Below are 24,086 nucleotides of genomic sequence, written 5' to 3' on the forward strand. Positions count from 1 at the left end.
TAATTTAAGTTAATGTTGGCCAGAGACTTGATTCGAGGCTTCATCCAGTGCTGATTTTAATTGCGCAGCAAAAGTTTCAGCTTCTGAATCGGACATCGGAATGCCATCTTTTTTAGTGACAAAGAAAATATCTTCTGCGCGCTCACCAAGCGTTGCAATTCTAGCAGAGTGAATATCTAAACCTTGCATCATAAATAAACCGCCTACTTTAGCCAGTAAACCCGGATGGTCAAGTGTTGCTATTTCCACCATGTTTTGCTGTAACGCGGCATTGAGGGTGATATCGACAGTATTTTCAATATCGAAATGGCGTAACTGGCGTGGAATACGACGTTGCATTAAACCTGGATATTTATCTGAGTGGCTGAGCGCTTCCACCAATGCCTCAATCACAGTTTTTTCACGTTCCGGGTCGGTCAGTAAAGTCCCAAAACGGTCGAGAACCACATAAGTATCTAAACTGAATGCAGTGGACGCCGTAATAATTCGTGCATCCTGAACGTCTAGGTTCATACGGTCAAATACAGCCACTGTCGTGGCAAATAAATTGGGCTGATCTTGCGTGTAAATAAAGATCTGCACTGCATCTTGGGCGTATTGACGATGGGCACGCATTAATACTAAAGGTTCAGTGTTGTTGCCATGTTGCAAGATGGCACGGGTATGCCAGGCAATTTCATCTGCCGATTCTTTAATGAAATATTCATCACCCAGTTCCTGCCAAATGGTTTCTACATCGTACAGGGAGAAATCATTCACCAACAGTTCACTGGCCGCAAATTTAGTATCTTCAATCAGCATTTGATAATCAACAGGACGCCCAAGACCGGTACGAATCACATCACGTGCATGAGTATAAAGCTGACGCATTAGCGAAGCACGCCATGTATTCCAAAGTTTCGGATTGGTTGCGTTAATGTCCGCCACGGTCAAGGTATACAGATAATCCAGATGCTCCATATCACCGAGTTTTTCAGCGAAATCCTGCACCACATCCGGGTCTGAAATATCTTTCTTCTGCGCCGTCATGGACATCAGTAAATGACTTTGAATCAGCCATGCGACCAGATTACATTCACGCTCGGTAAAGCCATGTTTGCGACAGAACTTGATTGCATCTTCTGCACCCAGTTCACTGTGATCACCGCCACGACCTTTGGCAATGTCATGGAATAAAGCAGCCAAATAGACAATATCACGACGTGCCAGACGTTGGAAGACTGAACTCACCACAGGGAAGTCTTTGGCAAATTCAGGTTCTTTAAAGCGATTTAAATTACGCAGCAATAATAGGGTATGTGCATCTACAGTATAAATATGGAACAGGTCATATTGCATCAGTCCCATAATCTGACCAAATGCAGGAATATAATTGCCTAAAACACTATAGCGTTTCATCGCCACCAAAGTGTCATAAAGACGATGCGGTGAACGAATAATAGCCATAAACAAGGCTTGATGTTCGGGATTATCCCGATAGTTTTGATCAATGCGTTTTGCAGCAAGGATCAGAAGACGTAAGGTACGTGCGCGAATCCCTTCAATTTCCGGGCGATTTGCCAATAAATAGAAGATTTCTAGAATTGCGCTTGGGCGTTCCGAGAAAATTTTATGATGCTGTACCGCAAGTTTGCCATCTACCAGTTTGAAGTTTTCGTTAATTTCTTCAATTTTGCGTTCGTAGTCGGGCAAACGTGGCGTAATGACCGATTCATTAAAGTAAGCTAGCAGCATTTCATTCAGTGTGGAGACTTGCTGCGCGCTACGATAATAACGCTTCATGAATTGTTCGATTGGATAGTTTGGCGATTGATGTTCTTGACGGGTGTAGCCAAACAGGGCTGCAATATCACGTTGATAATCGAACAATAAGCGGTTTTCATCACGCTTGGTTAAGCGGTGTAAATGATGGCGAATTTCCCACAAGAAACTTTCTGCTTCTTCTAAAACACCCAGTTCAAAATCGGAAATAAAACCTAAATGCACCAAGTCATAAATACGATTGACCCGGAAATGACGTTTCGCAATCCAGCCAATTTGATTAATGTCACGAATACCACCCGGTGCATTTTTAATATCCGGTTCCAGATTACTTTCGGTATTGTTATGTTGGGCATGGCGTCGTGCCTGCTCATCCATTTTGGCATCAAAAAAAGTTTTATCTGTCCAGGTTTGCGAGACAATACGACGCGGCCATTTGGCTAAATGCTGATTGCCAATAATCAGACGGGATTCAATCAGTGCTGTCGCTACGGTTAAATCGCTCGTGGCCTGTTCAACACAATCGGAAATGGTACGCACACTAATACCGGGTTTGAAATTACCTACGTCCCAAAGTGATGAGATAAAGGTGGAAATCAATTTTTCCTGATCGGGGCTGATTTCATCTTCCGATAAAATCATGATGTCGACATCTGAATAGGGTAACATTTCCCGACGCCCATAACCGCCCACAGCAAATAGACCTAAATCAGTCTGCTCGAGTTCTGCATGTTTCCAGAGAAATTGTAATGCTTCATCAATTAAATTGGATCGGGCTGAAATGACTTCACGAATCGACTGTCCATTTTCAAAACCTTCCTGAAGCTGCTTTTCAACATCTGTGCGCCATTGATTGATCGCCTGAATGTCATGGTTACTTTTAACGTAATTCAGCAGTGGAGAAGTATTGATCATGAACAGTAGTCCGTTAATATGGTGACAAGTTTAGTTTTGTTGAACACTGACTTGAGACGCCGTCTCTAGTGCAAGTTCACGTGCTTGATCTGTTGTTTCGGCACGTGCCGTTGCAACCCCCATGCGACGACGTTTAAAACCTTCAGGTTTACCAAAAAGGCGTAAATCGGTGTTTGGATTAGACAAAGCAAGATTTAAGCCAGAAAAAGATAAATTGGTATCATCAACACCTGCATAAATAACCGCACTTGCTGCAACACTATGGCGTGTTGTATTGACCGGCAGTCCTAAAATGGCACGTGCATGCAGTTCAAATTCGCTCTGGAATTGCGATGCAAGTGTCACAAGCCCCGTATCATGCGGACGTGGTGATACTTCACTAAACCATACTTTATCGCCTTTGACAAACAGTTCGACCCCGAAAATACCGCAGCCGCCTAAAGCAGCGGTAACTTTATGCGCAATACGTTTCGATTCTTCTAAAGCAGTATGAGTCATGGCTTGAGGCTGCCAGCTTTCGACATAATCACCCGAGTCTTGACGATGGCCGATCGGGTCGCAATATTGGGTTTCGATTTCACCTGTTTCAGCATTTTTAGCGCGAACCGTAAGTAAGGTAATTTCAAAGTCGAAATCAATTTGTGATTCGACAATGACTTTGCCTTGATTGACACGTCCACCGGTTTGCGCATATTCCCAAGCGGCATCAACTTCATCAAAACTTTTAACGCGAGATTGACCTTTACCTGAAGAAGACATTACCGGTTTGACGAAGTTAGGATAGCCAATATCATCGCAAGCCGCACGGAAAGACTCAATCGAGTCGGCAAAACGATAAGCAGATGTCGGTAAACCCAACTCTTCAGCTGCAAGACGACGAATACCTTCACGGTTCATGGTCAGGTTGACTGCTTTTGCTGATGGAATCACGGTGGCAATATTTTGTTGTTCAATTTCGACTAAAACTTGCGTCGCAATGGCTTCAATTTCAGGAATAATTAAATCAGGTTTAACGTGTTGTATAAGTTGTTTGAGTTCTTCGGCATCTGCCATATTTAAAGTATAAGAATAATGGGCAACTTGCATGGCAGGTGCGTGATCATAACGGTCTGCTGCATGGACTTCCACACCGAGACGTTGCAGAGAAATCACCACTTCTTTACCCAGCTCTCCTGAACCTAATAACAAAACTTTAAAGGCAGAAGCTTGAAGGGGAGTACCAATAGTCACGCTCATGTAAATCATCCATGCTTGATTTTATGGGCTTTTAGCATAGCAGAACTGATTGAGGTGTTAAGACTGGTTTCACATAAAATAATGATATTGTCTAACAATTTTATTTATAAAGTGTTTAGACGTTTAATCTGTCGATGGGGCAACATTTGCAAACTCTTCAGATTGAGTTAGCAAATGATAAATACCGTTCTGAGGATTCATTTTTTCCATTCGAAGTATTTGATCCATAGTTAAATCTAACATCTTTAAAAGCTTCAATGTTCGATAAAGTCGTATATGCATATAAGGCAAGCCAATTGGGAGTACAAAGCCAATGGTAAACAGTACGAATCCTATCAATGTAAATATAAATGTATCCGATATAACCTTGTTCAAATGAAACTGATCGACTGAAAAGGCTGCAAGAGCAAACAGGCCAAAAATCAGAATGAATAAAAGACTCAATAATTTTAAAATATTGGGCAACAGGCGATGTTGCAAACTCCATGTACTAAATATTAGATTCATTGGATGTAAATGGATCACTTGCTGAGTTTGATTGAATAAGGCAATGATTTTATTTTTGCTATTTTTCTGCATATAAATGACACGGACTTCATCGGCAGGTTGGCAGTGTACTTCAACAAAATGCCCTGTAAAATTTTTAGCACCTATAAAACATTCAAAATAACAGCCAGGCAGATAACGCTTACTTGCTACATGCAGCAATTCATCTCGCCGTTGATGAATAAAGATTTTCCCTTCTATAACCTGTTTGGGTTGAAACACTCTGAAATTTCCTTATTTTTTGTATTTATTGAACAAGCTTATGTTTTTAATCTAACATAAGTATTTGTTTGCATTAAGATAATTTTTTAAAAATGAAAGGGCAGATAGGTATAAATCAAACCATACGTCACCGCTGCGGTTAAAGTCGCCGGGACAATTTGCTTAAACTTAAAATACAGTCCGGCTAAGGTTAAAAAGCCCACCAGCATGGCAAAGCTTTTATTCGGTGTTTCCATCAGCGGTGGAAGGGTTGCAACCACCAGCATGGAACTAATCGCGGCAATACCGATACTGCCTAAAGCGATTTTGATCCAGACCGAGCCACGCTTTTGCGAGTTCTGCTGATGCTTTTGAATCACATAAAAAGGACCAAAACGCGATGCAAAATTGGCAATCCCGACAATGATCCCCACCAAAATGATTTCAAGATTCATGCGTTTCTCCAAATTCATCATCGTGTTGTTTTAAAACATAGTGCTTAAATAAGCCTGCCAAAATACCGGATAAAATTCCAATAAAAATCGCAGCCGATAAATTAATGAAATAACAGGCGATAGCGGAAACAATTAAACAAACAGCGACGATAAAAGTGTGTTTCTTTTCAAATGCCGCCAGCAGGAAGCTTAAGAACAAGGCCGGAAGCAGGAAATCCAGTGCAGCTTGTAAAAATTGCGGTAAATTACTGACCTGATCTGCAAATGAGCCACCCAAAAATGAACCTAGAGCCCATGACATCCAGCTAAATAGGCTGACACCTAACATCCAGGATTCAGACCATTCCTGACGACATTGCGACAGTTTAATCATTCCTGAAGCAAATACTTCATCAGTCAGACCCCAAGCCCAAACTGCGGTCTTTTTTAAGTTTAATTTATCTTGAATCAGATTTTGCAGCGCGGGACCATAGAGTAGATGACGAATGTCTAAAGCAATCACGGTGAGCGCTGTCATCCAGATGGATGTACCACTACCGAGTAAAGCGACCACTAAAAATTGACTGGCGCCTGCGTACATGGAGCAGGATAAAAACAGGGCTTCCCAAGGGGTAAAGCCAAATTGTGTCGCAGAAACACCGAAAGCAAAGGAAACAGGAAGATAAGTAAAAATAATGGCTTGACTGTCTTTAGCGCCTTGCCAAAAGCCAGCAGCTTGTACTGGAGGGAGTTTGTGCTCAGACACGACACACCTAAGGAGAGTTAGACAATGAGGGTAAAATGGTGATTGAGTATTCTACCCGAATTCACTAGCATAGTGCCGAAATGTTTGTATAGGCAGCTGATATGTTTGCGTCCAAATCACGTGCAATAGGGATGATTTCTGTACTGTGCAGTATGTTTGCATTGCAGGCTTGTGGTAACTCATCTGAAGAACACGAGCACAAAGTTGAAATTAAGGCTGCACCAAAGCTCAGCAATGATGCGACCACGTATGCCAATGAAGCCTGGAAATTCATGAATCAAGTCGATGGTTTAGTGTATGCAAAACGACTGGATGTGCTTGAAGAACAGGTCCGTAAACCTGCCCGCAAGTTAAGCACCGATTGGCGCATTAATGTCAAAATGACCGATTCGGTGACTGAAGGTAAATATGCACTCTGCCGTAAAGCATTGACCAGTTTAGAAATATGGGCGCGTGAAAGCATCGATCAATCGAGTTCGGTTGCACAAAAGCAGGCAGATTACGAACGAGATAAAGCACAGTGCAAGGATGCAATTGATCATCCTGCGCTTGGAAATACTGACCCGAAAAAGAAAGGGGTTTAATGCAGATAAAGCGAGGCAAAGGCCTCGTTTTTTTTATCCTAATTTTTGGAAGTTTATTTTTATTTATAGTTAAAAAGAATGAGTGAGAGAATAAAATGATAACTTGGTAAATATATTGAATTATCATTTATTGATAATATATGTATAATTAATGGCATTAATGTTATTATTTTTTTCGATAAAAATCTAAATAACTTCCATTTATTGACTGATTAGGGGTAAAGAAGGTGTTTCATAAAGTGTTTTTATCAATAAGTATGGCTATCGTTTTGAGTGCTATGAGTAATGTGACAATTGAAGCAGAACAATTGCAGTCAACCCAATCTTCATCAGAAAGCGAAAATGAAGTTGCACCATGTAGCAATGGTTTTGATGAGGTAAATGTTTGCCAATTACGTTCGTAATAGGTCGATATAACAATAATGAGTGCAATATTCATATAGACCTCATCAGACCTGAATAAGATAAATACTGCAATGCTATGATCTGAATAGCTCGATCAAATCTCTCTTATTTTTAATTCAAAGGCTGGGAAATGCATGTGCGATTCGATGCAATTCTGCCAGATCTAAAATTTCAATTTTCTTGAAAGAAAGCCGCAAAATATTCTGCTTCTCTAAGGTTTGCAGTTCCTGGTTTATGGTTTGTCTGGAACAGGTCAGCATTTGCGCCAATTGTTCTTGCGATAAATGAATGGTATTTGTTTCAATCATCAAATGATTGCCATAGCCATTTAAGATGAACATTAAGCGTTGTGCTAAACGCTGGGTCATGCTTTGAGTCTGAATCGAAATCAGTTCTAAAAAAGCAAAACGTAACTTTTGGCTGGTCAATTGTGCAATGTGATACCAAAAAACAGGATGTGCTGCGAGCAGTTTTTGCATGGCTGGACTTGGAATATGCAAGATCAGACTTTTTTGAATGGCGATGGCATCGTGCGAGCGAGGTTGGGCATCGACCAGTGAAATTTCACCAAACCACATAATCGGTTCCACAATCGCCGCTACGGATTCTTTGCCTGCAATATCAATATAGCCTAAGCGAACAGCACCCTCTAAAACCGCATAGATCCCATTGAATGGGTCACCTGAATGAAAAATGGCTTGTTCCTTAGTAAAATGCTGTTGTACCGCATGGCTCACAATGAATTCCTTGAACAGTGAAGGCAATTGTGAAAACCACATGTTATTTTCTAAATGAGCAATATAAATGGGCTCGAGCACTTCAATTCCTTTTTTAATGTGAGTTGTCATATAGCCGACAACTTCGCCTTGAGTTTTTTTATATAGTGGAAGAATGAGTGTAACAAGGAAGAATAACATGACCAAATTAGAACAGCTGCTCAGCCAGTATGCCGCCTATCATTTAGACCACAAAAACATTTTGACGCATTTTGTCGGTATTCCTTTAATTGTCTTTGCTATTCTTTGTTTAACCGCAAGAGCAGGTTTGATGCTGTCAGGAATGGAGTTGACCTTAGCCTTAGTGATTATTGTAGTCACCAGTATTTACTATTTTAGCCTTGATCGAATTTTTGCTTTGATTATGTTGATCGTTCTGGTCGCGGCTTATCCATTGGCCTTGAAAATTGCCCATCTGCAACTTACCGCTTGGTTAAGCTTAAGTATTGGCATCTTCGTGGTTGGTTGGGTATTTCAGTTTGTGGGGCATTTTTATGAAAAGAAAAAACCGGCATTTATGGATGATATTATTGGCTTAGCCATCGGTCCATTATTTGTTTTGGCGGAAATGGTGTTCATGCTCGGTTTTCGTAAAGACCTGGAGCAACGTATGCTCGAACATGCCCGTGTGTTACGCGCTGAAATGGATAACAAACATATTTCTGCGACCTCACATTAATTGAATGATTGCATAGCCATAAAAAAAGCCCCGAATGCGTCGGGGCTTTTTTCGTTTTAACGATTAAACATTAAAACGGAAGTGTAAAACATCACCATCTTGAACGATGTAAGTTTTACCTTCTAGACGCCATTTACCTGCTTCTTTCGCGCCAGCTTCGCCGTTGTATTGGACGAAATCGTCATACGCGATACATTCAGCACGGATAAAGCCTTTTTCAAAGTCAGTGTGAATTACACCAGCAGCTTGAGGTGCAGTTGCGCCCACTTTAACTGTCCATGCACGAACTTCTTGTACGCCTGCGGTGAAGTATGTTTGTAAACCTAGAAGCGAATAGCCTGCACGGATTACCACGTTAAGACCTGGTTCTTCCATGCCCATTGCTTCAAGGAATTCAGCACGGTCTTCATCTTCAAGCAAAGAAATTTCTGCTTCAATCTGGTTGCAAAGTGGAACCACAATCGCATTTTCTTCAGCCGCTAATTTTTTAACTGCATCCAAATGTGGATTGTTTTCAAAACCATCTTCAGCAACGTTAGCAATGTACATGGTTGGTTTTAAAGTCATTAAACCAAAACCACGCACCAATTTACGTTCTTCATCATCCAGGTCAGCTGCGCGAGCTGGTTTACCTTCATCCAGTAATGGTTGGATTTTTTCTAAAATTGCTTTAACGGCAATCGCTTCTTTGTCACCACTTTTTGCAGATTTTGCTAAACGGGTGATGGCTTTAGCCACTGCTTCAAGGTCAGCCAGTGCAAGTTCTGTATTGATGGTTGCAATGTCATCAAGCGGGTCAATTTTACCATTTACGTGAATCACGTTTTCATCTTCAAAACAACGAACCACGTGTGCAATTGCATCGGTTTCACGGATGTTGGCAAGGAACTGGTTGCCCAAGCCTTCACCTTTAGATGCACCTGCAACTAAACCGGCAATATCCACAAATTCCATTGCAGTTGGAACAACACGTTGTGGTTTAACGATTTCCGCAAGTTTGTCCATGCGTAGGTCAGGTACAGGAACGATACCGGTGTTTGGCTCAATGGTACAGAACGGGAAGTTTTCAGCAGCAATCGCAGCTTTAGTCAATGCATTGAAAAGTGTAGATTTACCAACGTTCGGCAAGCCGACAATACCGCAATTAAAACCCATGAAATGACTCACAAAGTATACTTTAAAAATTGTGGCTGATTTTACATGAAAGCCATCACAAAGTCAGGTCATGGCTTTCATGTTTATTGAAAACAACTGAAATGTATATCCTTTAAATTTTACGTTTATCGAGTTGGTTGGCCAGCGTATCGCCCGTTGCTTGAATCAGCATGACTAAAACAATCAGCACCACAATAACAGCCAGCATAATTTGCATGTCAAAACGCTGATAGCCATAACGGTAGGCAATATCCCCTAAACCACCCGCGCCAATAGCACCGGCAATGGCGGAAGAGTTGATCATGGTGACTAAGGTCACGGTAAATCCGGCTACAATACCGGGTAGCGCTTCTGGAAGAAGCACATGCCAGACAATTTGCTTGCGGTTACAGCCCATGGCTTGAGCGGCTTCAATTAAACCTTGATCGACTTCACGCAAACTGACTTCGGCAATACGCGCAAAGAAAGGTGTTGCGGCAAGGGTAAGAGGAACTACGGCTGCCCATACCCCATAACTGGTGCCAACGATGAGACGGGTCAATGGAATGAGTGCGACCATTAAAATCAGGAAGGGGATTGATCGGGTAATATTTACAATCCAGCCTAAAGATTGGTTAATACTTTTCGAAGGATAAATACCGTGTTCCGAAGTATTGACCAAAATCACGGCCATCGGCAGACCGATCAGCAAGGCAAAAAATGCCGAAACACCGACCATCAATAAAGTATCGATGGTGCCGGTAATCAACAGATCAATGAGTTGGTCGTGCATAGCCCAATACCTCTACGTGCGCAATCTGGTTTTTTAATTGTGGTTGGAGTTTCTGGAGATCAATATCTAGATCAGCTACGCCAACAATTAACGTGCCGACCAAATGATTTTGAATGGTATCGATATGACTTTGATAGAGATGTACTGAATGCCTAAAGCGATTTAAAATTTGTGCAATGTCAGGGGAGTGCCTGGCTTCATTGGCATATTTCAGTTTTAAAATAGTATGTGAAACCGTATTATCCTTTTCAGGATAAACCGCAAAGGGCAAATCCAGTTGTTCCAGATTGAGTAGCTCTTGGGTAATCGGCTGTTCTGGATTGGAAAACACAGACCAGACCTGTCCGGATTCCACGATTTCGCCTTTCTCAATCACCACCACTTGATCGCAAATTTCACGAATCACCTGCATTTCATGGGTGATTAGCACGATGGTAATCCCCAGTTTCTGATTGATTTGTTTGAGCAGGGAAAGCACCACCGAGGTACTTTCAGGATCCAGTGCGGAAGTCGCTTCATCGCAGAGTAAAATTTCAGGGTGGCTGACCAAAGCACGAGCAATCCCGACACGCTGTTTCTGCCCGCCCGAAAGCTGTGAGGGATAATGTTGCGCTTTATCGCTGAGCCCCACCAATTCCAGAACTTCATTGACGCGTTGTTGAATATCAGTCTTATTAAAGTTTGAAATCTTTAATGGTAGCGCGACATTTTCCCAAACCGTTTTTGCTGACATTAAATTAAAATGCTGGAAAATCATGCCAATTTTCTGGCGCAACTGAATTAAATCCTGATGATTTAAGGTGGCTATTTCCTGCTGATGAATATGAATGCTGCCTTCATTGGCATGTTCCAATCCATTGAGGGTACGCAGCAGTGAGGATTTACCTGCACCACTTTTACCAATAATGCCCAGAATCTTGCCTTGTGGAATATCCAGATTAATATTCTTTAAGGCATGTACCTGTTTGTCTTGTACATCATAAAATTTATTCAAGTGCCGAATTTGAATATGCGGCACTGAAAAATCGATTTGTGAACCAAAACTCACCATGGTGATTTTCCTTATTTCCAGCCCGGGAACCAGAGTTTGGCACCGAAATCTGCGTCCAAAGCCTGTTTCACTTTTGCAGAGTTCTGATAAATCTCGACAAACTTTTTCAGCTTGTCATTTTTATCTTGGTATTCATCACGCACGGCAAACAGGATGGCATAACGGGTGTCGGTGTTAGAGTCAAATAATAGGGCTTGTTCCGGATCAGCCGTTTTCGCCAAACGTAAGTAATGCGGATAGCCAAAAGCCAGATCGACATCATCAATAGCACGTGCGGTTTGTGGGCCTTCCACTTCGACAAACTGTAATTTTTTAGGGTTGGTTGCAATATCTTTCAGACTGGATAAGTAGTTTTCTGGATTTTTGAGGGTGATCAGTTTTGCCTGTTGTAAAAGCAGTAGAGCACGGCCCTGATTCACTGGATCGTTTGGAACCACGACTTTAGCGCCATCTTTTAACTCATCAAAGCTTTTGATTTTCTTGGAATACAAACCCACATGCGTTGCTGCACCTTTGGCAAATGCCTTGATCTTGAAGTCAGTTTCTTTTTTCGCATTATCCAGAAACGGTTGATGCTGGAAGAAATTGGCATCAATATCGCCATGGTTTAATGTGATATTGGGTGTATTCCAGTCGGAAAATTCCACCAGTTTGACGTTTAGACCTTGTTGCTTGGCCTCGGTAGCTGCCACCTGTAATGGTTTGGCAAAGGATGGACTAATGCCAATCACTAGTTCATCAGAAGCGGTTTTTTTCTGTTGATTCCAGACCACCAGTCCAATAATAACTGCGGCAATAATCACCCCAATAATGGTGAATTTGGTTTTCGCTGTTTGTGCCATGTTGCACCTCAAAATTTATGCGGATTGTTTTTGATTTAAGTTAGAGTTCGAAGTTGAGGCGGAGCTTTGACATCGAAATTGCTGAACAGGATGAGAAGCTGAAAGCTGATCTCCCTGCTGAAAAAGTTTGTGTCTTAAACTGCCGTGTTCATAGGCAGTTTTATAATGACCTCGTTGTTGTAATTCAGGAATGACCCATTGAATAAAATCATGGTGCGATTCGGGGGCAACGGTGCGGGTCAGGTTAAAACCATCAATCCCTGTTTCATCCATCAGCTGAATCAGCTTTTCTGCCACGGTTGCGCCACTGCCGACAATCAGGGGATAACGCCCACCCAGAACATGCTGTGCTTTTAAGTCATTTTTAGTGATTTTCTGTTCTTTAAACTTATTGTTCACCGAAACAATGCTGTTGGTTTTCTGATAGGGAATCGCTTCGTCATCGGCAAATTTAGACAGATCAATACCGACTGAACTGGAGAAGTGAGCAAGACCTGCTTCAGGACTGGCATAAGCAATATATTCATCCAGCTTCTGCTGTGCCAGTTCATCGGTTTCCGCAGTCACCACGGTAATGCCGACAAAAATTTTAATTGCTTCAGGATTACGTCCTTGATCGGTGGCTTGCTGACGGATCTGATCGACTTGCTTTTTGATTTTTGCAGGCTGATCACCACCAATAAACATGCCTTCTGCGTGCTGAGTCGCAAAAGCTAGACCACGCGGGGAGGCACCGGCCTGAAATAAAACCGGGGTACGTTGAATCGATGGTGAAACCTGAAACACACCCTGACTTTGGTAAAACTGACCTTGATGCTGTATTGGATGCACTTTAGAAGGATCGGTAAAAATACGATTCTGCTTGTCTTTTAAAACCGCATCATCTTCCCAGGAACTTTCCCAGAACTTATAGCAAAGCTGTAAAAATTCTTCGGCTTGCTCATAGCGCAGGTCGTGGTCTTTCAGGCCTTTTTCACCAATCAGGCGTTGAGCACTATCTAAGTAACCAGTGACCATATTCCAGCCGATACGACCATGAGTTAGATGATCCAGACTGGCAAAACGGCGGGCAAACTGGTAAGGCGATTCATAGCTTAAATTCACGGTGACGCCAAAACCTAGATTTTTCGTCACCGCTGCCATCGCTGAAACCAAGGTGGTCGGATCATGGCTTGGCAGTTGAATTGATTCTTTTAAAGTCAGGTCAATATCATTTTGATAGACATCATAAACCCCGGTAATGTCGGCAATAAATAAACCATCAAACAAACCTTGCTCTAAAGTTTGAGCCAAATCTGTCCAGTAACTGAGTTCATTAAAACGATGTGACTGATCACGCGGATGGGTCCATAAACCGTGGTTGATATGACCGACGCAGTTCATGTCAAAGGCATTCAGCAGGATTTTCTTTGCTGTATTTGGCGTTAAGGTCGTTGTCATTACAATGTCCCTCGACGTGGTGGCAATACACCGTTTAACACATGATTGGCAATGAAATAGTATTTCCAGCGAGAGGCATCATGTAGGGTATGTACGCGGGCATTGCGCCAGAAACGGTCCAGACCATCTTCACGCTGGCTGCCGCGACTGCCTGCCAGTTCAATCAATTTTGACGATGCTTTCAATGCAGTTTCAGTACTGTGTGCACGCACCTTTGCGACATTGATTGAAGCTTTAGCAATATTTTCAACAGTAGGTTGTGGCTTGGCTGCATCAATAGAACGCGCAGCTTGTTTGAGTAAAACTTCAGAAGCACGCACATCGGCAACAATGCGACCCAATTCAAACAGCGTCAGTGGATCATCAGTGGCTTTGTCGACACCTGAATCAATCCATGGACGCGCTTGACGCACACGAATCAGGGTTTCTTCAAAGGCGGCACGTGCAATACCGGTTTCAATAGAAGCATGCATCAATTGAGCAAACGGGCCGGAAATGGTCGGCTGTGAATAGGCAGTATCAAATGAAATAACATCTTCCGCTTCTACAAAAACATTATTAAATTTAACGGTGCCGCTGCCGGTGGTACGTTGTCCAAAACCAGACCAGTCATCGACTAATTCTAAGCCTGCACTTTCACGAGGAATAAAAGCTAAAAATTCACGGCCATGTTCATCTTTCACCAAAGTTGGGATACGATGAGCAAATAAACTGCCGGTGCAATAAAACTTTTCACCATTCACCAAGAAACCGTGTTCAGTAGAGCTAATGGCGGTTTGCTTTTGTGCTGCATTCTTTGTTTTAAATTCCGCTAAAGCATTACCAAAACGGGCACCTTTTAAAACTTCGGCATACAGTTTCTGCTTTTGTTGCTCTGAGCCGGTATTGCGTAAAATTTCTAAACCATAAAAATGATTTTGTGGAATTTGTCCAATTGAACCATCGACACCACTCATTAAGGCGATAACTTGCGCCACGGTATAGCTTGAAACCTCTGCGCCACCATATTGATTAGGCACAGTAATTGCCCATAAGCCGGATTGGCTGTACGCCTCAATTTCTTCAAAGGGCAGAAGACGTTCAGCATCACGTTGCACAGCATTGATTTTAAAGTGTTCTGCTAAAGCGCGTGCAATTTCCAGTGCTTCAGCATCCGACTGAATAATATGTGCATGTGCCAATTGTTGTGCTTGAGACTGGCTAAGTTCTTGATATGAAGTCATGAGCGGTATCCTTAAATCCAGGCGTGGCAGGCAGGGAGTTTATGATTCAGGTAATAATCCCCAAGCGCATGCAATTTCCAGCGCACTGGGTCATGCAGGGTATGCACACGGGCATTGCGCCAGTGTTGATCCAGATTGTGCTGACTGAGACTGGAACGACTACCGCCAAGTTCCAGTAACTTTTCCGAAATGTGCAGTGCAGCATCATTAGCATAGATTTTTGCTTCAGCAACTAAAATAGAGGCTTTGGCAGCCTGTTCATCTGTTACTGCATCAAGTTGATCGAGTTCATCTAAATACTCTGCCGCTTCATCCAGTAACAAGATGGCAGCATCCAGTAACACATTCGATTTACCGACTTCTTGCAGGGTGTAATGTTCAAAGCTGGCTTTTTCTACATTGGCATCAACAATTGGACGTGCTTTCTGTACAGCACTTAGCGTGTCGGCAAATGCCGCTTCTGCAATACCGACATCAATTGCAACTTGCATCAGCTGTGAGTAGGCACCCCGATAGCTTGGCGCATTCCCGAGTAGGCGTTCATCAAAAATTAAAAATGGGTCAACTTCAACATGATTGAGTTTAACGGTGCCGCTTGATGTGGTGCGCTGACCAAAACCATTCCAGTTATCAATGACTTCAACACCAGTCGCTTGATGATTGATCACCACCAAAACAACATGACCTTCAGGGTGAATGGCTTTAATCGCGAGCCAGTGTGCAAAACTGCTGCCGGTAGAATAAAACTTTTCACCGTCTACAAAGTAATGACCATCTTCAATGGTTAAACGTGTATTTAATGTTTTGGTGTCTTTGGTATGACGTTCCGGGCCGCCATTGGCTAAGCGTTTGCCTTGTAAAATTTCATTAAAAATAAAGGTCTTTTGCTGTTCTGTACCCATGATGTTAATCATGTTGAGCAGGGCAATCTGGTTTTGCGGAATTTGTCCCACACTGGAGTCCGCTTTATTGAGAATGCGAAATACATGCGCCAAGGTTTTATTGGACACAAAGGCACCACCAAAATTTTGCGGGATGCGAATTCCGCCTAAGCCTTTTTGACTGAATAAATCAATTTCAGCAAACGGTAATTGACGTTTTTGATCACGTTCATTACGACCTTCCAAAGCAAAATCTGCAACTTGGTACGCTGCATTAATCGCATCCTGGTCATTTTTAACCACATGAACATTGTCAGAAATTAAATGAGACATAACGACACCTTAAATAGATATCAAAACGCTACAAGTAATTGGATTCAAAATTAAGCAATTGCTTTTGCAAAGCTTATGAAAAATCATCTTTAAGATAAAAACTGCTAGATTTTTTATAAATTTTAATATGTTAAGTGTTTAAAAATCCACATAATTTAATTTTATCTGTGTTTATATTTGAACTTTAATCTATGGGTTTATCTGCTTTAAAGATAATCAAGACAAAAAAATGTATAAAAATAAATAATCTGGCAGTGGACTCTGTACCCAGATTTTTGAATAAAAAGTCCATTGTATTTCTAGGGCAGGGTGACTAAAGTATCCGATTAAGGTTGATGGTTATCTTTATAGCCAGAACTAAAAAAATAACTGCGGAGATTTTATGCGAACTTTATACCAGTTTCCTTTGTCTCATTTTTGTGAGAAAGCGCGCTGGTTGCTCGATCATAAAGAATTAGATTATGTGGCTCATAATCTGATCCCCGGTGTGCATCGTGCATTTGCACAATTAAAAACCGGACAAAACCGTTTACCGATTTTACGTGACCAAGACCGCTGGATTGCGGATTCGACTGAAATTGCCTTGTATTTGGATAAAGTCTATCCTGAGCACGCTTTACTGCGTTCTGATTTACAGCAACGTGAGCTAGCTTTAGAGATTAATCATCAAGCGACAGAATTGGGCAGACATGTACGTCGCTGGGGTTTGGCGCATACTTTGACAGAAAGTGAAGAATCTTTGGATATTCTGATTGGTGAAAAAGGTTATTTACGCCAGTTTGAAAAATATTCCAAACCAATTATCAGAGCCTTGCTGTCTAAAGGCTATCAGCTGAATTCAGATAAAGTGGCTGAGTCTAAACAGCGAATGGATGATTTAATTGAGGTGCTGAATGGGCGTCTCATTGAAAATCATGGACGTTATTTTGTCGGTGAACGTTTAGGGTTGGCTGATATTGCTGTCTGTTCAATGCTTGCTCCACTTTTGGAAATCCCCGGTACGCCGTGGGAAAAAGAGCATGCTGAAATATTGTCTGATGAATTTAAAAAATATAAAGAGAATTTAACTGAATTGCCGATCGGGCAATATGTACTGCGAATTTATCAAACTGAACGCAATGCCCGCGTAGATTGGCGCGGTGTTTAAAAGGAACTCATAAAAATACGCGCTATAGAGCGCGTATTTTTTTCTCACTAAAAGACTTAACCAAATACAATCGGCTGCTCGAGTTCTAAGCTTGGTGTTGAGGTTGGTAACGTTGTTGCGTCGTAACCTGGTAACGTGCTGCTAGTCAGAGGTTGTAGTAATGAGTCGGTGATCCCTGGGATAATGTTGCCTAAATCGATGTCACCTAAATTGCTATTGCCTTGGAATAAATCAGACAGGTTAGTGGCGGTTGTTGGGGTACTGCCAACGAGCTGTCCAAGCGTATCTGTAATCGTATCCAGATTAAAGTCGCCGCCCAGTAGGCCACTTAAATCAGGGAGGTCGGCATTGGCAAGGAGGCCATCTAATTCACCATTGCTATCAATCAGGGCAATCACCGGTTTCAGGGCTTCAATGACATTATTCAGGCTAGTTGAAATATTGCTGAGGTCAGGGTCATTGATGGTGTCGATAATGACTTTCACCCCATTCAATACATCGTAAATTGCATCCACTGTTTCTGCTTGGCTTGCATCAATTGCACCACTATCCGCCAATAATTTCAGTAAAGGATTAATGCCTTTAATGGCGCCTGAAATGGTTTCAGGAATATTGCCTTGATTCGCTTGGGTTAAGGTTGCCACTAAGGTCGTCACACTACCGACTAGAGTCGGTAAAGCTTGTGACAATTGCGCCATATCTACAGATGAACCCTCTGGATTAATGGATGCCAATATCGGCATTAAGTTTTCTGTAAGGTTAGATGCAATATCACCAAAATCAGCATTACCACCAATCAGCTTGCTGACCAGACCTACAATTGCGCTAATGTCGATGTTGCTTGAACCGCCGATTAAACCACCGACCAGTTGCGCAATCTGAGCGATATCAATATCGCCATTGCCACCGATCAGATTAGTGACCAGACCTGCAATTGCACTGATATCGATATTGCTTGAACCGCCAATTAAACCGCCCACCAGTTGTGTGATCTGAGCGATATCAATATTACCATTGCCCCCGATCAGGTTGCCAACTAGACCCGCAATCGCGCCGATGTTGCTTGATCCACCAATTAAGCCACCGACCAGCTGAGCGATTTGTGCGATGTCGATATCGCCATTTCCACCAATCAGGTTGCCAACTAGACCCGCAATCGCGCCGATGTCGATGTTGCTTGATCCACCAATTAAACCACCAACCAGTTGTGCGATTTTAGCAATGTCGATATTGCCATTACCACCAATTAGGTTGCCGACCAGAGTCGCAATCGCGCCAATGTCGATGTTGCTTGAACCACCAATTAAGCCACTCACCAGTTGGGTGATTTTAGCAATGTCTATATTGCCGGTATTGCCGCCGATCAAGCCGATTATCAGTTTAGAAATAGCCCCAATATCAAGCTTACTATTATTGCTACTGAGCAGCCCCTCCAATAAGTTGGTAATTTGAGCAATACTAAAACTACCTCCATTCGATTGAGTCAAACTGCTGATCAGGCTTTGAATATTTAAACTTGAGGCATTCGAACCAGAAAACTGACTCAATAAAGTGCTGAGGTTTGTTGTACTCAGAGTGCTTCCAGAGAGGAGGTTATTTAATAATGAGCTAACTGAAGGTTGAGTGATGGAGCCAGTCAGATTAGTAATAAGATTGGTGAGGGTACCTGATGTACTTCCACCGAGCAAACCACTTAATAAGCTTTTAGTTTGCGTTTCAGTGGTTAAGACAGGACTCACTTTAGTTTTTATCAAGCTTAGAAGTTGAAAAGCCATGACCATTCCTTGTGTATATATGATTTTTAAAAATGCGCTATTTTTATTTTTGGTAGAGCACTTATCTTCTAATCTATTTCTATACACATGTAAAAGATGAGCGGTCATGGTATGGGGGATACTCGAACAGCTCAGCCCGATCTTAAAGTTAGCCCTGAATTTAAATGATTTAAAAATAAAGATTTAATAAAAATTACCACTGGTCATTTTTTCTAATTAAATGACCAGTGGTCATCTAACCCAACATGAATCAAAAAATTATTTATAAATTGAGCAAACTTTTGGAAAATATTTTCAGAATATTAAGACTTTGTGAAAATAACTAATTATTGTATAACGGAGATAGCGCAATATTTTGCGTATCTATTGATTATTGAGAAAGAGTATAAAAATGGAACTGGATCGTTTCGATAAACAAATCCTGGAAATTTTGAATCAGGAAGATGTGAATTTAAATGAGCTTTCAGAGCGCGTTAATTTATCTGTCAGTTCAGTACATAGACGAATTAAACATTTGATTGATCAAAATATTATTAGCGGTCTCAAACGTGAATTGAATTATAAAAAACTTGGCTTTAGTTTGCATGTATTGCTACAAGTCTCATTAAGCAAACATGACAGCGATACTTTTGCCAAATTTCTTGAGGAATTAGAAAGTATTCCTGAAGTGATTAATGCATTTTTAGTCACGGGGCAATCGGCGGATTTTATTGTCGAAGTTGTTGCGCGAGATATGGAAAATTATAGTGAAATCCTGCTCAAGCGCATCGGGAAAATTGAACATGTCGTGGCTCTGCATTCGAGCTTTGTGATTAAAGAATATAATGTGTTTAACTGTAGTGGATTACTTAATAAAGTTTAATTAAGTTAAATGCTCAGACATCATCAAAGCTCTTTGTCCATAAAAGTTCTAGTGGTTTTCTTAGGCAGTATATTTTTGTGGCTAATTATCGATTTGATTGCGCTGAAAACAGCATGGAAATGGACTGAGATAAATTTTAATTACTTTTGATATCTGATGCAGTATGTCATTTTTCTGTTTAGCCTTCGTTCTGCTTTTACGGAAGAGCAAAAATCTCAAGCTTGGTTGAAAAGGGCATTGGCTGCATTGCTTATTTTGATTGGTTTTATGATTTTAGTTTTACCAATAATGTTGATTTTACATACTTCGATTGGTGGACAGCTATAAAAAAACGCACCATGCGGTGCGTTTTAGATTCGAGAAAATATTAGGCTTCAAGTTGCTCTAATACTTCATCTGAAAACTCTACGTTAGTATATACGTTTTGAACATCATCAAGATCTTCAAACATATCAATCATTTTCAAGATCAGTTTTGCTTGATCGATATCTGTGATTTCAGCTTTAGTAGATGGGCTCATCACAACTTCAGCGTTGTCAGATTTCAAACCTGCAGCAGATAAAGCATCCTGTACATCGCCAAATGATTCAGGTGTGGTAATGACTAAGATTTCATCTTCACCCACTTCAATATCTTCAGCACCTGCTTCTAAAGCCACGTCCATGATCTTATCTTCTAAAGAAACATCTTCAAAAGTAATTTCACCACGTTTGGTAAAGAGGTAAGCCACTGAACCGGCTGTACCCAAGTTACCATTGGTTTTAGAGAAGCAATGACGAACGTCAGGTACGGTACGGTTTAAATTGTCTGTCATTGTTTCGACTAGAACAGCTACGCCACCAACACCATAACCTTCGTAAGTAACTTCTTTTAAGTCGTCGTTATCTTCGCCACCAGCACCACGTTGAATAGCACGGTTGATCACATCACGTGTCATATTTACAGATAATGCTTTTTCGACTACAGCACGTAGACGAGGGTTACTTCCCACATCTGGACCGCCGAGTTTTGCAGCAGTTGTTAATTCACGAATGTATTTGGTAAAAACTTTACCACGGCTAGCATCTTGTTTTGCTTTGCGATGCTTGATATTGGCCCACTTGGAATGACCCGCCATGCGAAATATGCTCCTTGTAGATTGGCTTTATGCCGAATCGAATGTGTTAAATTCTACCATAAGCCCTTTTTTTTTAGAAAGGGCTGGCTTTTGAGTTTTTATACAAATATCACTTAGTTTTTAGGTTCTGGAATAACAATGTCCAAACCAACCTTATCTTTATAGAGTTGTTTAAGCAAAGCTAAGTCATGGTTGATTTCAGTCGGGTATATTTTCCCTAAAATGCCGCCTTGTTTGGTATTGGAATTGGCATACATTAAAACGATAGGAACACCCGCTGCTTTGGCAATATGCCAAAAGCCGGTACGAATCGGTCTTCTTATTTCACCTGTTTTTGCACGGGTGGCTTCAGGTGCAATCACCAGATTGAATTTTTCATTTTGCTGAAAATGCTCAACCATCAATGACACGATATCTTTATTGGATTTACGATCGACTGCAATCCCGCCAATGGCTTCTAATAACGGTTTCATCGGACCCTTAAAAAGTTCTTTTTTAATCAGGGTATGAATTTTCATATCAAAAATTTGAAACAGGGCAAGAGAAAGAACTGCATCCATCATCGAAGTATGTTCAAAGCCAACAATGACTTGTTTATTCTCAAGTACATCTGGTTCAACATGATAAGTCCATCCGGCAAGTTTAAATGCAGATTCACCAAGAAATTTTTTTAACATAGAAGGAAATTAGGCAATTCGAAAGTGAGCTAATTTCTGCTTGTTCGTATTTATAGTCAAGAGGGTATGAGTTTAAAGTGAACAAATAAATAGATGTATATATAGTTTTGAAAAATGGCCGCATTAATTGTTTTTATATATAAATAGGTGTTAATAAATATATAAAATGTATCACTTAATATAAATTAAGTCTTAATAATGATTTAAAATGGCTATTCAGATCAAAAAATACCTATTAGACTTTTGTCGAAGATAAAAGCTTCTGAACAAATTGTTCAACTTCGCTTCTGTTTAATGAGGATTGAAAAGAATGATGTATTTTTCGACTTTTTTATTGGCGTTTGGATTGTTTATGCTGGTTATTGTATGGTCTTTAATCGAAATTCGCATAGAATCTCGTAAAAAACGCAGTTTTGGCTCTGAATTGGGCTGAAAATTAAACTTTTCGGGAAAGTTTATAGCTCGGATTTATTTTTAAATTATTACTTAAAATAATGGTTGAATGATTAATTAAGACCTTATAAGTATAATTAATTCATCATTCTATCATCCTGCAATATTCAGCATTCAAGCTGCTTAAGTGATGGTAAATGTGATTTTATTGACTGAATGTATTTCTAAAATAGAAAAAATATCTACTTTTAATTTTAGCAATGAATTAAGAATTTATGAAAATTACACGTTATAAAATAAGTGATAAAAACAATTGTTGTGTTACTGTGCAAGTGAAAGCAAAAACGCTTGTTTTTTGAAAAAATCTTGGTTAGTATTGCCTCGCTTGAACTTGTTGATATATAACAATTTCAGCTTATCAGGGCCTATAGCTCAGTTGGTTAGAGCAGCGGACTCATAATCCGTTGGTCGACAGTTCAAGTCTGTCTGGGCCCACCAAATATTATACTTATATAGCTTTATATAAGAACTAAACCCTTAATTCTTAACGGATTAAGGGTTTTTTATTGCTTTGTTTAACTTCATATAACTTCGTATGGGAACACGTCCTGTGTATCCTTGTTTGTATCCTAAATTTAAAATATAACTCATGGATACAAGCAATAAAAAACTCAAGGATAATCGTGAAGTTATGAATAGATTTGATGTAAACAATAGTGTAGAAACTCATTCGAAAAATGAAACTCAGAGCGCAAGTGTACGACGTAAAAAAAATGGAGAAGATCGGTTTAAAAGTTTAAAACCAAAAGAGAAAGAATATCGTGAACCTACAGATATTGCTGGCTTATATTGTCGAGTCCAACCTAATGGGAAAAAATCTTGGCAATATAGATATAAAAATAGCGAAGGTAAGTGGACATGGCTTGGTTTAGGTAGTTTTCCCCTAGTAAGTTACTCAAAAGCACGTGAGATTGCTGAGGGTATGCTGAATGGGCAAATTATTATAAAAACGCAGGCTGAAGTTAAGCAAGAAAAGTTAGAGGAAGAGCAAGCATTATTCTCTCACCTTATTTATGAGTGGTTGGAAACAAAGAAACGGACTTGGCAGCCAGAGACTTACAGGAAAGAAAAACAGTCTATTGAAAAGCATTTGATTCCTACTTTTGGCCATCGTCTTTACAGCACTATCACTTCAAAAGAATGGCTAAATTTTTTTATTCAAAAGCAGGTTAACGAAGGAATTTATAATCGAATTGAAAAGTTAATTTCCTGTTGTTTAGGTGCATATAGCTTAGCTAAATTTAAAAAGGATATTCTTTATAATCCACTAGAAGGTATTGGAGATCATATATCTAGGGGTGAATCAGAAAGTATGAAACATGTGAAAATTGATGATTTACCTGAAATGATATCGATAATTAGAAATTATTCTTCTCGTTCTATTTCTATTGGCTTAGAACTTTTAGTTCATGTCTTTCCAAGACCAGGAGAACTTAGACAGGCACGGTGGGAACAGTTTGATTTTGATGCAGCTGTTTGGGTACGTCCCCCTAGTATAATGAAAAGAGGTATTGAACATGCGATTCCATTATCAAAGCAGGTCCTTGTTCTTTTAAATGAGCTGAAGTTAATATCTGGGGAAAGTGAATATCTATTCCCTAGTCGAAATGATATCAATAAACCTATTTCGAATCTTACATTTAATGCAGCTCTGAATAGATCGGGTTATCGTGGAAAGCAAAATCCACATGGATTCAGACATATTGCCTCATCAAATTTGAATAAGCAATTTAGTGATAGGTCTCAGGTGATTGAATCGGCTCTATCTCATTTGAAAGGAGGTGTTAAGGGTGCGTATGATAAAGAAGCTCATTTAGAAGAGCGTTATGAAATTATGCAATGGTGGAGTGATCATATCGATTCTCTTCTTAATAGATAGATTTATTAAAAATGTCACTTTTAAAAAAAAGTGACATTTTTTTTGAGTTTTATACGAAAATGATTTGAAAAAAATATTTTTTGGTACGCTCGAGTTAAGAAAACGTTATTTTATTCTTAATCTCCCTCATTTCTTATCATTTTTTTACATGTAAATAGCCACCCATTCTATTAGTA

The 24,086-nt window shown here is 40.4% G+C and carries 23 protein-coding genes and 1 tRNA gene; 8 read left to right on the forward strand and 16 right to left on the reverse strand.

All coding sequences use genetic code 11. The annotated features are described in order from the left end of the window. Positions 1 to 9: 9 nt before the first annotated feature. The 5 genes from glnD to HLH16_RS07170 form a co-directional block, all read right to left on the reverse strand. Positions 10 to 2,676 carry a [protein-PII] uridylyltransferase gene (gene glnD / locus HLH16_RS07150; RefSeq protein ID WP_171528821.1) on the reverse strand — a complete coding sequence of 889 codons (2,667 nt, stop codon included), beginning with the start codon at positions 2,674 to 2,676 and terminating at the stop codon, positions 10 to 12. A gap of 30 nt (positions 2,677 to 2,706) precedes the next feature. Further along, positions 2,707 to 3,921: a formate-dependent phosphoribosylglycinamide formyltransferase gene (purT, locus tag HLH16_RS07155; RefSeq protein ID WP_171528822.1), complete on the reverse strand. Its 1,215-nt coding sequence runs from the start codon at positions 3,919 to 3,921 to the stop codon at positions 2,707 to 2,709. A 114-nt stretch (positions 3,922 to 4,035) separates the two neighbouring features. Then, positions 4,036 to 4,680 carry a hypothetical protein gene (locus HLH16_RS07160; RefSeq protein ID WP_171528823.1) on the reverse strand — a complete coding sequence of 215 codons (645 nt, stop codon included), beginning with the start codon at positions 4,678 to 4,680 and terminating at the stop codon, positions 4,036 to 4,038. A gap of 86 nt (positions 4,681 to 4,766) precedes the next feature. Next, positions 4,767 to 5,114, reverse strand: coding sequence for an L-valine transporter subunit YgaH (gene ygaH / locus HLH16_RS07165; protein WP_131286441.1), 348 nt, complete (start codon positions 5,112 to 5,114; stop codon positions 4,767 to 4,769). After that, positions 5,104 to 5,859, reverse strand: a complete 756-nt coding sequence (locus HLH16_RS07170; protein ID WP_171528824.1) for an AzlC family ABC transporter permease — start codon at positions 5,857 to 5,859, stop codon at positions 5,104 to 5,106. Before HLH16_RS07170 ends, ygaH begins: the two co-directional genes overlap by 11 nt. A 101-nt stretch (positions 5,860 to 5,960) precedes the next feature. Here HLH16_RS07170 and HLH16_RS07175 point away from each other — a divergent pair, with 101 nt between their 5' ends. Beyond that, entirely contained in the window at positions 5,961 to 6,443 is a 483-nt protein-coding gene (locus HLH16_RS07175; protein ID WP_171528825.1) for a hypothetical protein, read from the forward strand. Between the two features lie 278 nt (positions 6,444 to 6,721). Continuing rightward, entirely contained in the window at positions 6,722 to 6,847 is a 126-nt protein-coding gene (locus HLH16_RS15850) for a hypothetical protein (protein ID WP_284729911.1), read from the forward strand. Between the two features lie 117 nt (positions 6,848 to 6,964). Here HLH16_RS15850 and HLH16_RS07180 read toward each other — a convergent pair whose 3' ends face one another. Further along, positions 6,965 to 7,627, reverse strand: coding sequence for a Crp/Fnr family transcriptional regulator (locus HLH16_RS07180; RefSeq protein ID WP_250850247.1), 663 nt, complete (start codon positions 7,625 to 7,627; stop codon positions 6,965 to 6,967). Positions 7,628 to 7,763: 136 nt separating this feature from the next. Between HLH16_RS07180 and HLH16_RS07185 the strand changes: the two genes are divergently transcribed. Continuing rightward, positions 7,764 to 8,303, forward strand: a complete 540-nt coding sequence (locus HLH16_RS07185; RefSeq protein WP_171528827.1) for an Mpo1 family 2-hydroxy fatty acid dioxygenase — start codon at positions 7,764 to 7,766, stop codon at positions 8,301 to 8,303. Positions 8,304 to 8,366: 63 nt separating this feature from the next. Here HLH16_RS07185 and ychF read toward each other — a convergent pair whose 3' ends face one another. The 7 genes from ychF to HLH16_RS07220 all read right to left on the reverse strand — a co-directional run bounded on the left by ychF (position 8,367) and on the right by HLH16_RS07220 (position 16,000). After that, complete coding sequence (gene ychF, locus HLH16_RS07190; RefSeq protein WP_171528828.1) at positions 8,367 to 9,458, reverse strand: redox-regulated ATPase YchF; 1,092 nt, start codon at positions 9,456 to 9,458, stop codon at positions 8,367 to 8,369. A gap of 112 nt (positions 9,459 to 9,570) precedes the next feature. Then, a complete protein-coding gene (locus HLH16_RS07195; RefSeq protein WP_131267831.1) occupies positions 9,571 to 10,230 on the reverse strand; it encodes a methionine ABC transporter permease in 660 nt (219 codons plus the stop codon). Continuing rightward, entirely contained in the window at positions 10,211 to 11,281 is a 1,071-nt protein-coding gene (locus HLH16_RS07200) for a methionine ABC transporter ATP-binding protein (RefSeq protein ID WP_171528829.1), read from the reverse strand. The genes HLH16_RS07195 and HLH16_RS07200 overlap by 20 nt, the downstream gene beginning before the upstream one ends. 11 nt (positions 11,282 to 11,292) lie before the next feature. After that, positions 11,293 to 12,123: a MetQ/NlpA family ABC transporter substrate-binding protein gene (locus HLH16_RS07205; RefSeq protein ID WP_171528830.1), complete on the reverse strand. Its 831-nt coding sequence runs from the start codon at positions 12,121 to 12,123 to the stop codon at positions 11,293 to 11,295. 15 nt (positions 12,124 to 12,138) lie between these two features. Then, entirely contained in the window at positions 12,139 to 13,563 is a 1,425-nt protein-coding gene (locus HLH16_RS07210) for an LLM class flavin-dependent oxidoreductase (protein WP_171528831.1), read from the reverse strand. Further along, a complete protein-coding gene (locus HLH16_RS07215) occupies positions 13,563 to 14,786 on the reverse strand; it encodes an SfnB family sulfur acquisition oxidoreductase (protein ID WP_171528832.1) in 1,224 nt (407 codons plus the stop codon). Before HLH16_RS07215 ends, HLH16_RS07210 begins: the two co-directional genes overlap by 1 nt. 11 nt (positions 14,787 to 14,797) lie before the next feature. Then, complete coding sequence (locus HLH16_RS07220) at positions 14,798 to 16,000, reverse strand: SfnB family sulfur acquisition oxidoreductase (RefSeq protein WP_171528833.1); 1,203 nt, start codon at positions 15,998 to 16,000, stop codon at positions 14,798 to 14,800. A gap of 382 nt (positions 16,001 to 16,382) precedes the next feature. Here HLH16_RS07220 and HLH16_RS07225 point away from each other — a divergent pair, with 382 nt between their 5' ends. Continuing rightward, positions 16,383 to 17,147: a glutathione S-transferase family protein gene (locus HLH16_RS07225; RefSeq protein ID WP_171528834.1), complete on the forward strand. Its 765-nt coding sequence runs from the start codon at positions 16,383 to 16,385 to the stop codon at positions 17,145 to 17,147. Positions 17,148 to 17,203: 56 nt separating this feature from the next. Here HLH16_RS07225 and HLH16_RS15635 read toward each other — a convergent pair whose 3' ends face one another. Further along, positions 17,204 to 18,922 (reverse strand): beta strand repeat-containing protein, encoded by a 1,719-nt coding sequence (locus HLH16_RS15635; RefSeq protein WP_214646651.1) that lies wholly within the window; start codon positions 18,920 to 18,922, stop codon positions 17,204 to 17,206. Between the two features lie 391 nt (positions 18,923 to 19,313). Here HLH16_RS15635 and HLH16_RS07235 point away from each other — a divergent pair, with 391 nt between their 5' ends. Together HLH16_RS07235 and HLH16_RS07240 are read left to right on the forward strand one after the other, a co-directional pair. Then, the gene (locus HLH16_RS07235) at positions 19,314 to 19,784 is read left to right on the forward strand and encodes an Lrp/AsnC family transcriptional regulator (protein WP_131286409.1); all 471 of its coding nucleotides are present in this window, start codon (positions 19,314 to 19,316) and stop codon (positions 19,782 to 19,784) included. Positions 19,785 to 19,940: 156 nt separating this feature from the next. Further along, positions 19,941 to 20,111, forward strand: coding sequence for a hypothetical protein (locus HLH16_RS07240; RefSeq protein WP_171528835.1), 171 nt, complete (start codon positions 19,941 to 19,943; stop codon positions 20,109 to 20,111). Between the two features lie 40 nt (positions 20,112 to 20,151). Here HLH16_RS07240 and HLH16_RS07245 read toward each other — a convergent pair whose 3' ends face one another. Together HLH16_RS07245 and HLH16_RS07250 are read right to left on the reverse strand one after the other, a co-directional pair. Next, positions 20,152 to 20,901 (reverse strand): YebC/PmpR family DNA-binding transcriptional regulator, encoded by a 750-nt coding sequence (locus HLH16_RS07245; protein ID WP_131286405.1) that lies wholly within the window; start codon positions 20,899 to 20,901, stop codon positions 20,152 to 20,154. A gap of 113 nt (positions 20,902 to 21,014) precedes the next feature. Then, positions 21,015 to 21,578 carry a 1-acyl-sn-glycerol-3-phosphate acyltransferase gene (locus HLH16_RS07250; RefSeq protein ID WP_131286403.1) on the reverse strand — a complete coding sequence of 188 codons (564 nt, stop codon included), beginning with the start codon at positions 21,576 to 21,578 and terminating at the stop codon, positions 21,015 to 21,017. A gap of 814 nt (positions 21,579 to 22,392) precedes the next feature. Between HLH16_RS07250 and HLH16_RS07255 the strand changes: the two genes are divergently transcribed. Together HLH16_RS07255 and HLH16_RS07260 are read left to right on the forward strand one after the other, a co-directional pair. Beyond that, positions 22,393 to 22,469 (forward strand) — tRNA-Ile (locus HLH16_RS07255). A gap of 193 nt (positions 22,470 to 22,662) precedes the next feature. Beyond that, positions 22,663 to 23,910, forward strand: coding sequence for a tyrosine-type recombinase/integrase (locus HLH16_RS07260; RefSeq protein ID WP_171528841.1), 1,248 nt, complete (start codon positions 22,663 to 22,665; stop codon positions 23,908 to 23,910). Positions 23,911 to 24,086 lie beyond the last annotated feature (176 nt).

The sequence above is a fragment of the Acinetobacter sp. ANC 5378 genome, from assembly GCF_013004315.1.
Lineage (GTDB): Bacteria > Pseudomonadota > Gammaproteobacteria > Pseudomonadales > Moraxellaceae > Acinetobacter.